This window comes from Rahnella sp. 1L-D-7-B-C2, from assembly GCF_057290995.1.
In genome coordinates this window covers 87,172-101,894 of record NZ_JBXAVQ010000007.1, presented here as the reverse complement: position 1 = coordinate 101,894, position 14,723 = coordinate 87,172, and the positions used below count along the sequence as shown (strand labels likewise).

General features: G+C 51.7%; 12 protein-coding genes. 5 read left to right on the top strand and 7 right to left on the bottom strand.

Annotation, left to right across the window (positions count from 1 at the left end):
* Window positions 1-7: 7 nt before the first annotated feature.
* The gene (locus tag AC0Z7K_RS13725; protein WP_485614893.1) at window positions 8-886 is read left to right on the top strand and encodes a metal ABC transporter substrate-binding protein; all 879 of its coding nucleotides are present in this window, start codon (window positions 8-10) and stop codon (window positions 884-886) included.
* 125 nt (window positions 887-1,011) lie between these two features.
* On the opposite strand, the gene ykgO is transcribed toward AC0Z7K_RS13725, so the two are convergent.
* The 4 genes from ykgO to AC0Z7K_RS13705 form a co-directional block, all read right to left on the bottom strand.
* A complete protein-coding gene (ykgO, locus tag AC0Z7K_RS13720) occupies window positions 1,012-1,152 on the bottom strand; it encodes a type B 50S ribosomal protein L36 (RefSeq protein WP_015698299.1) in 141 nt (46 codons plus the stop codon).
* A 21-nt stretch (window positions 1,153-1,173) separates the two neighbouring features.
* A complete protein-coding gene (locus AC0Z7K_RS13715) occupies window positions 1,174-1,428 on the bottom strand; it encodes a type B 50S ribosomal protein L31 (protein WP_485614891.1) in 255 nt (84 codons plus the stop codon).
* Window positions 1,429-1,550: 122 nt separating this feature from the next.
* The gene (gene acrB, locus AC0Z7K_RS13710) at window positions 1,551-4,703 is read right to left on the bottom strand and encodes a multidrug efflux RND transporter permease subunit AcrB (protein ID WP_413528092.1); all 3,153 of its coding nucleotides are present in this window, start codon (window positions 4,701-4,703) and stop codon (window positions 1,551-1,553) included.
* A 16-nt stretch (window positions 4,704-4,719) separates the two neighbouring features.
* Window positions 4,720-5,895 (bottom strand): efflux RND transporter periplasmic adaptor subunit, encoded by a 1,176-nt coding sequence (locus tag AC0Z7K_RS13705; RefSeq protein ID WP_485614889.1) that lies wholly within the window; start codon window positions 5,893-5,895, stop codon window positions 4,720-4,722.
* 141 nt (window positions 5,896-6,036) lie between these two features.
* On the opposite strand from AC0Z7K_RS13705, the gene acrR reads away from it, so the two are divergent.
* Together acrR and mscK are read left to right on the top strand one after the other, a co-directional pair.
* Window positions 6,037-6,684 carry a multidrug efflux transporter transcriptional repressor AcrR gene (gene acrR / locus AC0Z7K_RS13700; RefSeq protein ID WP_413528094.1) on the top strand — a complete coding sequence of 216 codons (648 nt, stop codon included), beginning with the start codon at window positions 6,037-6,039 and terminating at the stop codon, window positions 6,682-6,684.
* A 166-nt stretch (window positions 6,685-6,850) separates the two neighbouring features.
* A complete protein-coding gene (gene mscK / locus AC0Z7K_RS13695; RefSeq protein ID WP_485614888.1) occupies window positions 6,851-10,246 on the top strand; it encodes a mechanosensitive channel MscK in 3,396 nt (1,131 codons plus the stop codon).
* A 78-nt stretch (window positions 10,247-10,324) separates the two neighbouring features.
* On the opposite strand, the gene rsmS is transcribed toward mscK, so the two are convergent.
* Both rsmS and priC read right to left on the bottom strand, forming a co-directional pair.
* A complete protein-coding gene (gene rsmS / locus AC0Z7K_RS13690) occupies window positions 10,325-10,498 on the bottom strand; it encodes a pleiotropic regulatory protein RsmS (RefSeq protein ID WP_413528096.1) in 174 nt (57 codons plus the stop codon).
* A gap of 95 nt (window positions 10,499-10,593) precedes the next feature.
* Window positions 10,594-11,130, bottom strand: coding sequence for a primosomal replication protein PriC (gene priC, locus AC0Z7K_RS13685; RefSeq protein ID WP_112168669.1), 537 nt, complete (start codon window positions 11,128-11,130; stop codon window positions 10,594-10,596).
* A gap of 109 nt (window positions 11,131-11,239) precedes the next feature.
* Here priC and AC0Z7K_RS13680 point away from each other — a divergent pair, with 109 nt between their 5' ends.
* Both AC0Z7K_RS13680 and apt read left to right on the top strand, forming a co-directional pair.
* Complete coding sequence (locus tag AC0Z7K_RS13680; RefSeq protein WP_485614886.1) at window positions 11,240-11,608, top strand: DUF454 family protein; 369 nt, start codon at window positions 11,240-11,242, stop codon at window positions 11,606-11,608.
* Between the two features lie 184 nt (window positions 11,609-11,792).
* Entirely contained in the window at window positions 11,793-12,344 is a 552-nt protein-coding gene (apt, locus tag AC0Z7K_RS13675) for an adenine phosphoribosyltransferase (RefSeq protein ID WP_413528099.1), read from the top strand.
* Between the two features lie 47 nt (window positions 12,345-12,391).
* On the opposite strand, the gene AC0Z7K_RS13670 is transcribed toward apt, so the two are convergent.
* Window positions 12,392-14,455, bottom strand: coding sequence for an alpha-amylase (locus tag AC0Z7K_RS13670; protein WP_485614885.1), 2,064 nt, complete (start codon window positions 14,453-14,455; stop codon window positions 12,392-12,394).
* Window positions 14,456-14,723 lie beyond the last annotated feature (268 nt).

The window sequence follows — 14,723 nt, the reverse complement described above, 5'->3', positions numbered from 1 at the left end:
GGACATGATGAAAGTACTACCTGTATCACTCGCAGTAGCTGCCCTGCTGTCGAGCCCGCTGGCAATGGCTAAAACCGTGGACGCGGTGGCCAGCTTTTCGATTCTCGGTGATATTGTTCAGGAGGTGGGTGGCGAGCACGTCAGGGTGACGACGCTGGTCGGCCCGGACGGCGATCCGCACAGTTTTGAACCTTCACCAAAGGATAGCAAAGCGATTAACGCCTCTGATGTCGTCTTCGTCAGCGGTTTAGGGCTGGAAGGTTGGATCGATCGTCTGGTCACTGCGTCCGGTTATAAAGGGCATCTGGTGACCGCGTCGGAAGGCGTAAACTCACGCAAAATGGAAGAAGACGGCAAGCAAATCACCGATCCCCATGCGTGGAACAGCATGGCAAACGGGGTGATTTACGCGACCAATGTAATGAATGCGTTGATCAAAGCAGATCCCGAAGATGCTGATTATTTCCGTCAGCGCGGCACGGCGTACATTGAGAAACTGCAAAAACTGGATGCATGGGCTAAAACCGAGTTCACCGGCATTCCTCAGTCGAAACGCAAAGTGTTGACCAGTCATGACGCGTTTGGCTATTTCGGCCAGGAATATCATGTGAGTTTTATGGCGCCAGTCGGCTTCTCGACCGAAGCCGAGGCCAGCGCGAGTGGTGTGGCATCTCTGATTAAGCAGATTAAAGAACAGAAGGTAAAAACCTACTTCATTGAAAATCAAACCGATCCGCGTCTGGTGAAACAGATTGCCGCTGCCAGTGGTGCGCAACCGGGCGGAGAGTTGTATCCGGAAGCATTGTCTGGCCCGCAAGGCCCGGCAACGACTTACGTGAAAGCGTTTAAGCATAACGTTGAGACGATTGTCGCCAGCATGAAATAAGATTTTCCCTCCTCACGGCACTGCCGTGGGGAGATTTACATCATGTCTTTGCATAAGAAAAAGCCCCGTTGGGCAAGCGACGGGGCTTTTGTTTTTTAAGCCAGTCAGGCCGTGAAGAAAAAGACTCAGCGTTTTTTCTTCTTACCCTGAACGGCTTTAAAGCGCGGATTACTTTTACAAATTACATAGATCCGGCCTTTACGGCGGACTACGCGGCAATCCGGATGGCGTTTTTTCGCCGAACGTAATGAACTCAGAACCTGCATAACACTTCTCCCTGATGTTGTTTATTTCTTACCGAGGAAGCTGCCGAAACGCTGGTTGAAGCGCGCGGTGCTGCCTTCTTTTGAGTACTCTTTTTGCTTGCCGGTGTAATACGGATGCGAGGCTGAAGACACTTCAATAGTGATATACGGGAAAGTCACGCCTTCCAGCTCAATGGTGCGGTCAGTGGATATTGTTGAACCGACCTTGAAGTACTCGTTAGCGCTGGTGTCGTGAAATACAACGGTGCGATAAGCAGGATGGATAACGGGTTTCATAATGCCTCTAAGTGTTATGTTATACTATAACAATAATTATGCACCCATCTTACTTCATGTTCAAGGTTCAGACGAAAAAAAAAGGCCGCATCAGCGGCCTTTCGTCAGGGTAGGGGATCCGGTTATAACGTCGGATGCTCTACTTTATGGGTGTGTTCAATATCCTCGTTCTTCTTACCGAAGCGGCGACGAACCACCACGAAGAAGACCGGAACAAAGAAGATCGCCAACAGCGTTGCGGTGATCATCCCGCCCATCACGCCGGTACCTACGGCGTTCTGAGAACCGGAACCTGCACCGGAGCTGATAACCAACGGCATAACACCGAGGATAAAGGCCAGTGAGGTCATCAGAATCGGACGCAGACGCATACGGACTGCTTCCAGCGTCGATTCGATCAGCCCTTTACCTTCTTTATCCATCAGATCTTTGGCAAATTCGACAATCAATATGGCGTTCTTCGCTGATAGCCCGATGGTGGTTAACAGGCCCACCTGGAAGTAAACGTCGTTACTCAGACCGCGCATCGTTGCCGCCAGAAGCGCACCGACAACCCCGAGTGGCACAACCAGCATAACGGAGAACGGTATCGACCAGCTCTCATACAACGCAGCCAGACACAGGAAGACCACGATCAACGAGATAGCATACAGAGCCGGAGCCTGGTTGCCTGACAAACGTTCCTGATAAGACAGACCCGTCCAGTCATAGCCGATGCCACTTGGGAGTTTGGAAGCCAGAGACTCCATCATCGCCATTGCATCACCACTACTCTTGCCCGGTGCCGGCTGACCCAGGATTTCCATCGATGGCAGACCGTTGTAACGTTCCAGACGCGGTGAACCGTATTCCCATTTCGCGCTCGAGAACGCGGAGAACGGCACCATCTGACCCGCGCTGCCGCGGACGTACAGATTGTTGATGTCTGAAGGCAACATGCGGTACTTGTTTTCAGCTTGTACGTACACTTTCTTCACGCGACCACGGTCGATGAAGTCGTTGACGTAGCTACCACCAATCGATGCACCTAACGTAGTGTTGATATCGGAAATAGAAACGCCAAGTGCGGTTGCTTTTTCCTGATCAATTTCGATTTTGAACTGTGGCGTATCTTCCAGACCGTTTGGACGCACCTGAGTCAGCAAGTCCGGATGCTGAGCAATCATGCCCAGTAACTGGTTACGTGCCTGCGTCAGTTTGTCATGCCCAAGGTTAGCCTGGTCAATCAGCTGGAAGTCGAAGCCTGTGGCCGTACCCAATTCAACAATGGCGGGTAAGTTGAACGGGAACACTAGTGCATCTTTAATGGTGCTGAACGCGCCCATTGCGCGGCCTGCAATCGCAGGAACTTTGTTTTCAGCACCGCTACGCTCAGACCAGTCTTTCAGACTGACGAATGCGATACCGGTGTTCTGACCACGACCCGCAAAGCCAAAGCCGTTAACGGTAAACACAGAGTTTACGTTGGCCTTTTCTTTGGTCAGATAGTAGTTGCTGACTTCATCGAGCACTTTCTGCGTACGTTCCTGGGTCGCACCTGCTGGCAACTGCGCCATGGTCAGGAATACACCCTGGTCTTCTTCCGGCAGGAAGGAGGTTGGCAGGCGGATAAACAGGAATGCCATGCCAACAACGATCAGCAGATAAATCACCAGATAACGACCGGTGCTGCGCAGAATGTTGCCTACGCTGTCGGTGTAGTGGTGCGTGCTTTGCTCAAATTTCTTGTTAAACCAGCCAAAGAAACCTTTCTTCTCGTGATGCTCACCTTTGGCAATCGGTTTAAGCATGGTCGCACACAGGGCTGGCGTCAGGATCATCGCCACCAGAACTGACAGCACCATGGCTGAAACGATGGTGATGGAGAACTGACGATAGATAACGCCGGTCGAACCGCCGAAGAACGCCATCGGGATGAATACGGCAGACAGCACCATCGCGATGCCCACCAATGCACCCTGGATCTGCTCCATGGATTTCTTGGTGGCTTCTTTCGGTGGCAGGCCGTCTTCGACCATCACGCGCTCTACGTTCTCGACGACGACAATGGCGTCATCGACGAGCAAGCCTATCGCGAGCACCATCCCGAACATCGTCAGGGTGTTTATCGAATAGCCAAACGCAGAAAGGACGGCAAAGGTACCGAGCAATACCACCGGCACGGCAATCGTCGGGATAAGCGTTGCGCGGAAGTTTTGCAGGAACAAGAACATTACCAGGAATACCAGGACGATGGCCTCGAACAGCGTTTTACCTACTTCTTTAATCGAGATTTTAACGAACGGCGTGGTGTCATACGGATAAACCACTTCTAAGCCGGCCGGGAAGAACGGCTGAAGTTTGGCGAGCGTTGACTTGACCGATGCTGCGGTATCAAGGGCGTTCGCGCCGGTTGCCAGTTTGATACCCAAACCTGATGCCGGTTGTCCGTTGAAGCGAGCGATAACGTCGTAGTTTTCACCACCCAGTTCAATTTTTGCCACGTCTTTCAGGCGAACCTGAGAGCCGTCCTGATTGACTTTCAGAATGATTTTACCGAACTCATCAGCGGACTTCAGACGGGTCTGCGCCACAATAGAGGAGTTCAGCTGCTGACCAGGGACCGGAGGTGTACCACCGAGCTGACCCGCTGCAATCTGGTTGTTCTGGATTTTAATCGCATTGATGACATCAACCGGCGTCAGCTGGAAATTATTCAGTTTGTTCGGATCCATCCAGATACGCATCGCGTACTGAGCACCGAACAGCTGAACGTCACCCACACCTGAAGTACGGCTGACCGGGTCTTTGATGTTAGAACCCACGTAGTCGGCGATATCATCCTGTGTCATGGTGCCGTTATTGGAAATAAAGCCTGCGACCATAAGGAAGCTGCTGCTCGATTTCTCAACGGAGATACCCTGCTGCTGAACTTCCTGCGGCAGCAACGGTGTTGCCAGCTGCAGTTTGTTCTGCACCTGAACCTGTGCGATATCCGCATCGGTACCGGAAGCAAACGTGATGGTGATCTGGACAGTACCTGAAGAATCACTGGTCGACGACATGTACATCATGTTGTCGATACCGTTCATGTTCTGTTCGATAACCTGGGTCACCGTATCCTGCACCGTCTGCGCATCGGCGCCCGGATAAGTTGCGGTCAGCTGGATAGCCGGTGGCGCAACCGTTGGATACTGTGCGATAGGCAATTTAAGAATTGCTAATGCCCCTGCCAACATGATGATGATGGCGATCACCCATGCAAAGATGGGACGATCTATAAAAAACTTAGCCATGAATTACCGGCTCCTATTAAGACTTCGTCGCTGTATCGGATGCAGCTGCTTTTTGATCAATTTCCTGTGCAGTAACCTGTACGCCGGGCTTAATTTTTTGCAGACCTGTCACGATGACTTTATCGCCACTTTTCAGGCCATCGGTCACGACCCACTTGTCGCCGATGGCTTGCGTTGTGGTGACGGTACGAAACTCAACTTTATTGTCAGCGCCAACTACCATCGCCGTGGCATCACCGCGTGGGTTACGGGTGATACCTTGCTGAGGAACCAGCAGAGCGTCGTTGTTTACGCCTTCATCCAGACGTGCGCGCACAAACATTCCTGGCAGCAGTGAGTCATTTGGATTCGGGAAGATGGCACGTAACGTAATAGAGCCGGTGGTTTCATCAACAGTCACATCAGAGAATTCTAATGTACCTGCCTGTGAATATTCCTTACCGTTGTCCATCAGCAGTTTGACTTGTGCTTTGCCGTTGGCTTGTTTCAGTGAACCGTCAGCCAGTTCCTGCTTCAGACGCAGGAAGTCGTTACTCGACTGAGTCACGTCAACGTAGATAGGATCGAGTTGTTGCACGGTGGCCAATGCAGTGGCCTGACCGTTCGACACCAGCGCACCTTCAGTCACAGACGAAATACCAATACGTCCGCTGATAGGGGAGGTGACTTTGGTGTATGCGAGATTGATACGCGCTGTTTCAACAGCCGCTTTAGAGCTGACGACCGCAGCATCAGCCTGCGCAGCGGTAGCGACAGCGGTGTCGTAATCCTGCTTACTGATGTAGTTAGTGCCGAGAAGAGGTTTGTAGCGATTCACGGTCACGCGGGAAATCTGTGCGTTGGCCTGAGCTTTTACCAGATCGCCTTTAGCGCTGTCATACGCGGCCTGATAAGTGGCTGGATCAATTTGATATAAAGAGGTCCCGGCTTTGATTTCGCTGCCTTCAACGAAGTTGCGTTTCAGAATGATGCCGCCAACCTGCGGACGTACTTCAGCGATGCGGAAAGCAGCAGTACGACCAGGAAGTTCGGTAGTCACATTTAGCGGTTCAGTTTTCAGGGTAACGACGCCAACCTGCGGAGCATGTGGCGCACCTTGTTGAGCTTCTTTATCGTTACATCCTGTAAGTGCTAAGCTTCCGGATAGCATCAGAACTACCGCCAGAGGCGTTAACCCTCTGTTTTTGTTCATAAATAAACCTCAAGTGTCCGATTTCAAATTGTCCAATGGATCACAACATTCCAAATCCATTGCTGCGCTTATAGTATGTGCGTGCTATGTTACATACATTCAAGAATGTATGTAAATCAAACTCCCCTGAAAGATAAACCTATGGCACGAAAAACCAAATCGCAGGCGCTGGAAACCAGACAACAGATACTGGATGCTGCTGTGCGAGAGTTTTCGGCCCGTGGGGTATCGTCGACATCACTGACTGATATTGCAAATGCAGCCGGTGTGACGCGGGGCGCAATTTATTGGCATTTCAAAAACAAAGTAGAACTTTTTAATGCGATCTGGGAAGCCTACGAATCCCGGGTAAAAGTGCTCGAAGTAGAGTATCAGACAAAGTTTCCTAATAATCCACTGCGTATTTTACGTGAAATCTTAATTTACATTCTTGTTTCTACGGTCACCGATACACAACGTAAAGCACTGATGGAGATTATATTCCATAAATGTGAATTTGTTGGGGAGATGACATCCGTCCACGAAGCCCGAAAATCGCTATATATGGAAGGATACGGCAAAATCGAGCGTATTCTGCTGCGTTGTATAGAAGAAAAACAATTGCCCGCCACACTCGATACCCGTCAGGCTGCTATTATTCTGCGCGCCTACCTGACCGGCCTGATGGAAAACTGGTTATTCATCCCCGAAAGCTTTGATTTAGAAGCCAATGCTGGGAAATTTGTTGACACTTACATCGATATGCTCCGCCATTCCTCCTTCCTTTCCGCCGCTCTAAAGTCTCAATAATATTCCCAGACAAAAACAATAAGCCTGCAATGTTTATGGAGCGTTGTGCGGATAAAATAAACAATTGCATGTTGTATTCAGAAACGCTTTTCCTCTTTCTTTAAGCCGGAAGGCTGCTATTGTCGTCACCATACTATTCATTCGGTAAATGAGTTGAAGCTCACGTATGTTTAACCGGTTTCTGGCCGTACCTTCTGACAGCATGTTAACCCTGACAAAAAATGGGATATTACGAATTTATACACTCGTGATATGTCTCGCACTTTTACTTGTCTCTCTTCCTTCTTATGCGGGCAGTAATGATGTCCCGACCCGCAATGAAGTGCAAAACCAGCTCGATACCTTTAACCGGCAAAAAAATCTCACGCCGGTCGATAAACTGTCGCAACAGGATTTAATCCACACGCTGGAGTACCTTGATGCGCTCGATCGGGTCAGGCAGGACGCCACGCAACTGCATCAGCAGGTCACCGAGGCACCCCAAAAACTGCGCGCGGCAATAGACGGGCTTGAACAGCTGAAAAACAGCACTAAAGACGACGTCAACAAAGCCCAGCTTTCCGCGCTTTCCCTGCGTCAGCTCGAAAATCGCCTCAACGATACCCTCGACGACCTTCAGTCCTCACAGGAAGACCTCTCGACGTTCAATACGCAGTTGATTTCGCTACAAACCCAGCCGGAGCGTGTCCAGAACGCGATGTATACCTATTCACTGGGTATCCAGAAAATCCGCAATGAGCTCAACGGAATGTCGCCAGGGCAGCAGGATTTACGCACTACTCAGCAAACCATGCTGGTGACCCAGCAAGCGTTACTGAATGCGCAAATCGATTTACAACGCAAAAGTCTGGAAGCCAACACCACGTTGCAGGATTTACTGCAAAAACAGCGTGATTACACCAACGCTCACATCAATCAGCTGGAGCACACGGCCCAGCTGTTGCAGGAAGTGGTCAACGGCAAACGCTTGATCCTCTCTGAGCGCACGGCAAAGGAGGCGCAGACCCCAGACGACACGTCCAGTATCCAGAATGATCCGCTGGTGGCGCAGGAACTGGGGATCAACCGCAAGCTGAGTGAACGCCTGATTGCCGCGACGGAAGAAGGCAATCAGCTGGTGCAGAAAAATATCACGGTGAAAAACTGGTTAGATCGCTCTGCGCAGTCAGAGCATGACCTGAAAGAGCAGATCACCGTGCTCAAGGGCAGTCTGTTGCTTTCCCGTATTTTGTATCAGCAGCAGCAAAATACCATTCCGCCTTCTGGCCTTATCACCGATATGAGCACGCGAATTGCAGATTTACGTCTTGAGCAGTTCACCATCAACCAGCAGCGAGATGCGTTGTTTCAGGGTGACAGCTACATTCAGGGCGTAGTGACTAACAGCAAAGAAACCATTAATGACGACATCAGCGACGCGCTGGATCAAATTGTGGATATGCGCCGTGAGCTGCTCGATCAGCTGAATAAACAGCTCGGCAATCAGCTGTCTCTGGCGATCAACTTGCAGATCAACCAGCAACAGTTGCAAAGCATCAACCAGTCCCTGACCGAAACGCTGACCCAGCAGATTTTTTGGGTGAGTAGCAACAAACCAATGAACTGGGATTTCATTAAATCCCTGCCCGATGACGTTAAAAGCCAGCTGAGCAGCCTAAGCATTAATCTTCCGCGCGGCGAACTGATGCTCGGGGCGATTCATTCCCTGCCGGTGACCGTCCCGCTGCTGGTGGTCATTCTTCTCTTACTGTGGCGTAAAAAATACATTAACCAGCGGATAGAAAGCCTGAGCAATGACGTCGGGCAGCTCAAGCGTGACAGCCAGCTACACACACCGCAGGCTTTGCTCTTGATGGTGCTCAACGTTCTGCCGGGAGTCCTGCTGATGCTGGGCGTTGGCTACTGGTTCTCGCAGTGTGATATCGAACTGAGCGACTTTTTATGGACGCTTTCTCAGCGGCTGGCGGTATTCCAGCTGGTAATGGGGTTCTGTTACCGTATCCTCAAACCGGGAGGCATCAACGAACGCCATTTCAATACGCCGGCGACCACCTGTGCGCATTATCGCCGCTCGGTGATCCGCCTGAGTCTGGTGATGCTGCCGCTGATCTTCTGGTCGGTACGCGGTGAGAAAGCGCCGCTCGGGCTGGTGGATGACATTATTGGGCAGGTGGTGATTTTACTGACGCTCACCGCGCTGACCGTGCTGGTCTTCCCGATTGCGCGCGATGGCTGGCGCGAAAAAGATTCGCACAATATTCGTCTGGTGGTAGTGACCGCCATTGCGCTGGCTCCCGTATTTTTGATTGGCCTGATGGTTACCGGTTACTTCTACACCACGCTGCGGCTGGCTGGTCGCTGGATTGACAGCCTGTATCTGCTTATTTTCTGGAACATCACCTATCTCACCGCGCTGCGCGGTCTGAGCGTGGCTGCGCGACGGCTGGCTTACCGGCGTGCGCTGGCGCGACGTCAGACGGCAGCGACCAAAGACGGAGTGGAAGGCAGTGAACCGGTCGAGGAACCGCCACTGGGGTTGGATCAGATCAACCAGCAGTCGCTGCGCCTGACGACTATGGTGCTGTTCTTTATTTTCGCGACAGTTTTCTACTGGATTTGGTCGGATTTGCTGACGGTGATTTCCTATCTCGACAGTATTTCGCTGTGGCATTACTCCGGCACGGTGGCGGGCACGGTGACGCAGCAAACCGTCACGCTGGGAAATTTACTGCTCGGATTCCTGGCGGTGATTGTGGCCTATGTCCTCACGCGCAACTTACCGGGATTGCTGGAAGTGGTGGTTCTCTCGCGGCTGCAACTGCGGCAGGGGACATCGTATGCGATCACCACGATCCTGACCTATTCGATCACGGTGATCGGTGCCGTGACGGCCCTCGGATCGTTGGGCGTGTCGTGGGATAAATTGCAATGGCTGGTGGCGGCGCTGTCGGTCGGGCTCGGGTTCGGCTTGCAGGAAATCTTCGCCAACTTCGTGTCGGGTCTGATTATTCTGTTTGAGCGCCCGGTGCGCATCGGCGATACCGTCACCATTGGCTCATTCTCAGGCACTGTCAGCCGCATCCGCATTCGTGCAACGACCATCACCGATTTCGACCGCAAAGAAGTGATCATTCCTAATAAAGCTTTCGTGACTGAGCGGCTGATCAACTGGTCGCTGACAGATACCGTGACCCGCGTGCTGATCAAAATTGGCGTGGCGTATGGTTCGGATCTCGACAAAGTGAAAGAGATTTTATTGCAGGCGGCGCATGATAATCCGCGGGTGATGAACGATCCGTCGCCGCTGGTCTTCTTCCTCAATTTTGGCGCAAGCACGCTCGATCATGAATTGCGTGTGTATGTCCGCGAGCTGGGAGACCGCAGTTACACCGTCGATGAACTCAACCGCAGTATCGATAAACTCTGCCGCGAAAACGACATTAATATCGCCTTTAATCAGCTGGAAGTGTATCTGCATAATCAGGACGGAAGTGAAGTTCAGGAAGTGAAGCGGGTGCTGAGACAGCCAGGAGATGAACCGGACGCGGTGACGCAAGGCTGAGGATGATTTTCATATCAGGGGAAAACGATGAAATCCCCTGATATTTCCTCCGGCAGCCATTAATGCAGGCTGACGAGCTTACAGATAACTGATGGAAAGCGAACTTTTATTGTTTTTCAGCTTTTCCTGATAATCGCGCTGCACAATTTCCAGTGCGGCAAGGGCGGTTTCAGGCGCAATCTCGTTGCACTCGAGCAGGTAAATCAAATCAACAGCAAGCTGAAGTTCGGGAGGCGCATTTTCTACTGACATATTGGCCAACATTATAATTAGCAGGTTTTGGACTTATCATTATAGATAAGAAAAGGTCAACGAAGCACGCTGGATTCAAAAAATGTGATAAAGATTCAAAAACCTTTTTCCTGCCGTTCAATCTGCCTTTCGATTTTCGCCAGCGCCTGACGACAACGCATAAGTCGTCCTTCTAACGCGGCCAGTTCCTTCTGTACACGTTGCTGATCGCTGAACGTCGCCAGTTGCCCGAGTGTGGTTTCCCGGTCTTCAATCATGGCGATCAGCCGACGCTCAAACTGCTGCGTTTCCGCCAGTCGGGTGTAATTATCATGGCTCTTACGCTCCGGTGTCTGATGTGTTTTGCGCAGCGTTTGCGTGGCGAGTTCACGCTGCATGGCGGTGATTTGCGCCACCAGCCGTTCAGCGATAAATGCCACCTGCGCGGAACGCTTTTCCACCACTTCCTGATTGAGCTGGCGCAGATTATTTTTTATCTCTGCCAGATAATCCCGCAGACGTGTGCCTTTAGTGGAGAATAGGGCGATATCAAACCGCGCCTGCGTGGCGGAGACGTGGCCAATCGGTTCGATTTCCCGCGACAGTGTTTCAATCTGCTGATCAAGGACATGTAAAATTCGTTCTGTGCTCACGGGAAATCTCCATTGATGACGCGTCCGGCAAATATGACAGTGTTGCTGCGTCAGTTTACACTGGCCAGAGGAATACTTGCCGTGGTTTATCCGAATTAAAAGGAATTGAATGAAACGCGTACTACTGATCATTCTTGGCTGGATTTGCGTGGTATTAGCAACGCTGGGTGTTGTGCTGCCGCTTTTGCCCACAACGCCATTTCTGTTGCTGGCCGCCTGGTGCTTCGCCCGCTCATCGCCGCGTTTTCACCACTGGCTGCTGCACCGTTCGTGGTTTGGCAGTTATCTGCGCCACTGGCAACAGTATCGCGCATTACCAAAAGGCGCTAAATCGAAAGCGGTGGTGCTGATTGTGGTGACGTTCGCCGTTTCGATCTATTTCGTTCCGTTATTATGGGTGCGTATTTTATTGCTCTGCATGATGTTTACGTTGCTGATCATGATGTGGCGATTACCAGTGGTTGACCTTGAGCAATAAAAAAGGCGATCATGTCCGGCTGCGGGTTGCTTTTTAAGGCGGCTTTGCATAGATTTGGGCATCTCGTACGTCGGTGCGCTCCCAATTTCCTTCCTTAGACGACATGCTTTATATCAGGCATGACGGGGGACATTTGACCGCCCGCGTTTAAGTATGAACAGCAGCTATATCAGGCAATGACATTATGACCGCTACCGCACAGCAGCTTCAGTTAATTAAAGACAGTATCAAAACCATCCCTGACTATCCTAAGCCAGGCATACTGTTTCGCGACGTCACCAGTTTGCTGGAAGACCCGAAAGCTTACGCTGAAAGCATTAAATTACTGGCCGATCGTTATCGCGATGCCGGTGTGACCAAAGTGGTTGGCACCGAAGCACGCGGTTTCCTGTTCGGCGCCCCGGTGGCATTGGTTCTGGGCGTGGGTTTTGTTCCCGTGCGCAAACCGGGCAAATTACCGCGTGAAACCATCAGCGAAACCTATGATCTGGAATACGGCACTGACAGCCTGGAAATCCACGTTGATGCGATTGCGCCGGGCGAAAAAATTCTGGTGATCGACGATCTGCTGGCAACGGGTGGCACTATTGAAGCCACTGCGAAACTGATCCGCCGTCTGGGTGGAGAAGTGACCGATGCCGCGTTCATCATCAATCTGCCGGAATTAGGCGGAGAAAAACGCCTGAATTCCCTGAACATCAACTGCTACAGTCTGGTTTCATTCGACGGGCATTGATGAATGATAAAGGGCCTCGTTTTTATCGCGAGGCCATTTATTCACTGCTATTTTTCCAACTCTCCCGTCCAAACCACCATCACTTTATCATTCCCTTTTTTGCGGCTGAATGCGTAATAGTCTGGTGTGTGCTGCGATGTCTGAACGCCCGCGCCGAGAGCGACATGTTGTTGCCTGAATTTTCCCAGTTTTTGCCAGTGCGTCAGCAGGGTCTGCTTCGCGCCGCTCAGCTCATTCCAGTTCATGTCAGAACGCGTTCCCTGCAAAGGATCCGATCCCGTCGGACCAAATGCGCGCCCGCTTTCATCGCCGTAGTAAATCTGCACTGCACCCGGCGCCAGCAGCAACAAATCTGCTGCCCGCTGCTGTAAAGGCAGCGCGCCTTTCGCGTCAACGTCGAAAAACAGCCGGGTATCATGTGAAGAGAGATAGCTCAGCACGTTGAAGTCCTGCATTTTTTCTGCCATTTGCTGATAAGTCGCATCGATGCTGGCGAAGCAACTCAGCGCGGCCGCGGCCTGATCCTGAAAATCAAAGTTGATCATCGCATCGAAACCATTGTCGTAATAATCACTTTTCATCACACCATGACCCCAGGCTTCCCCGGTCATCCAGAACGGTGCATCGTCAAGTGCCAGTTCAGGATTAGCCGCTTTCCACTCTTTCAGCGCCTCGACAGAACGTGCTTTCAGCAGTGCCAGCGTCGGTTTTTCGACATGTTTAGCGGTATCGACGCGGAACCCGTCAATGCCGTAATCACGGACCCACTGGCTGAGCCACGTCACCAGATAATCGCGCGGCGTTGCGCCGGGGATTTCTTTCGCGGCGGTGTCAGACTTATGTCGGTAAAAAACCGGTAACCCGCTGGCTTCTTTTGATTCGGTTTTGATATCAGGCAGAAACGCCAGCGACATGGTGAGATCGTCATATCCCGGCGAATCATAATCGCCGATATCGGTGCGGATCCATTTTTTGCCCCACCATGAGTTCCAGCCCTCTTTGTCGCCGAAATTAATATAATCATTAAAACTGTGCCAGTTCTGGCCGGGACCTGGTGTCCAGTCGGTCCAGTTTTGACCCAGCGTTTTTCCGATTTCATCACCTTTCAGATACAGCGATCCGAACTGGTAAGTCTGCATATCGGCCAGCGTGGCGTAGCCGGTGTGATTAATGACCACGTCAAACAGAATGCGGATCCCCCGTTTGTGCGCTTCGCTCACCAGCTGATGCAACTCTTTGGCGGTGCCCATATTGGCATCGAGTTTTGTCCAGTCGAGCGTGAAATAGCCGTGATAAGCATAATGCGGAAAATCGCCTTTGGTGCCTCCGCCGACCCAGCCGTGGATCTGCTCCAGCGGTGAGCTTAACCACAGGGCGTTGACCCCCAGTCGTTGCAGATAATCCAGTTTATTTGTCAGGCCAGCCAGATCGCCGCCGTGGAATGTGCCGATTTCCTGTAATCCGTCGCTGTGGCGCCCATAGCTGTGATCGTTGGCCGGATTGCCGTTCTCGAAACGGTCGGTCAGTACGAAATACACCGTGGCGTTTTGCCAGCTAAAGGCAGCCGGTTTTTTATCCGCAGCCGGTTCCAGTAATAGCAAACCGCCGCTGGCCGGAGCCGGCATCATTTGTATGTGCCCCTTGTTAACCGTCGCAGTCTGGCCGGAATAAAAATCACGTACTGTTTCACCTTCGGAAAACGTCGAAGAGACGTCCACAGAAAGCGGTTTTCCGTTCCAGCGCGGGCAGGTTTGCGTCACTTCAGCGACCGTTTCCGGCGGGGTATTAAGACTCAACTGAAGGGTCGGCGTGCCGCTGCGTGTATCGATCCGTACCTGATAATCACCTGCGCGAAATTGTCGCCAGTTCACCGCCGCTTTGCTCGCGCACGGTTGCAGCGAGAGCATGACGTTAAGTTTCACCTCATCTGCAGGCTGCCAGCATTGATTATCCTGAAGAAGTTCAAGCGTGCGCTGGCCTTTTGGTAAGGTGGCGTGAGTGATGAGAATTCCTGAGGACGTCTCAGAAAAGTCGGGGAAGCCTTGCAGCGACCAGTTCGCCTGTGAGGCAGGGGAAATCAACAACAACAGAGGCAGTGTCAGACGTTTCATGGCTCTCCTTACGCGTGGCAGGAAGCATTCTTTGGCAGAGGTGAAAACAGTGTAATCCTTATGCCAGGTCCGCCCTCATCCCTGTGGGGAAAATCTCAGGAGGAGGAGGACGGGGGAGAACCTGCGGCGCAGCACGCAAAAAGTAAAGTAATAGGAATGATAGTGACCGTGCTGGTACACTAAGAAGTGGCAGTCTGGCTCCGGCATCATTATGCTGAGTCTTCAGTCTCCGTTACGCAGACCAGCGCAGAAAGACGGGTTAAACGAT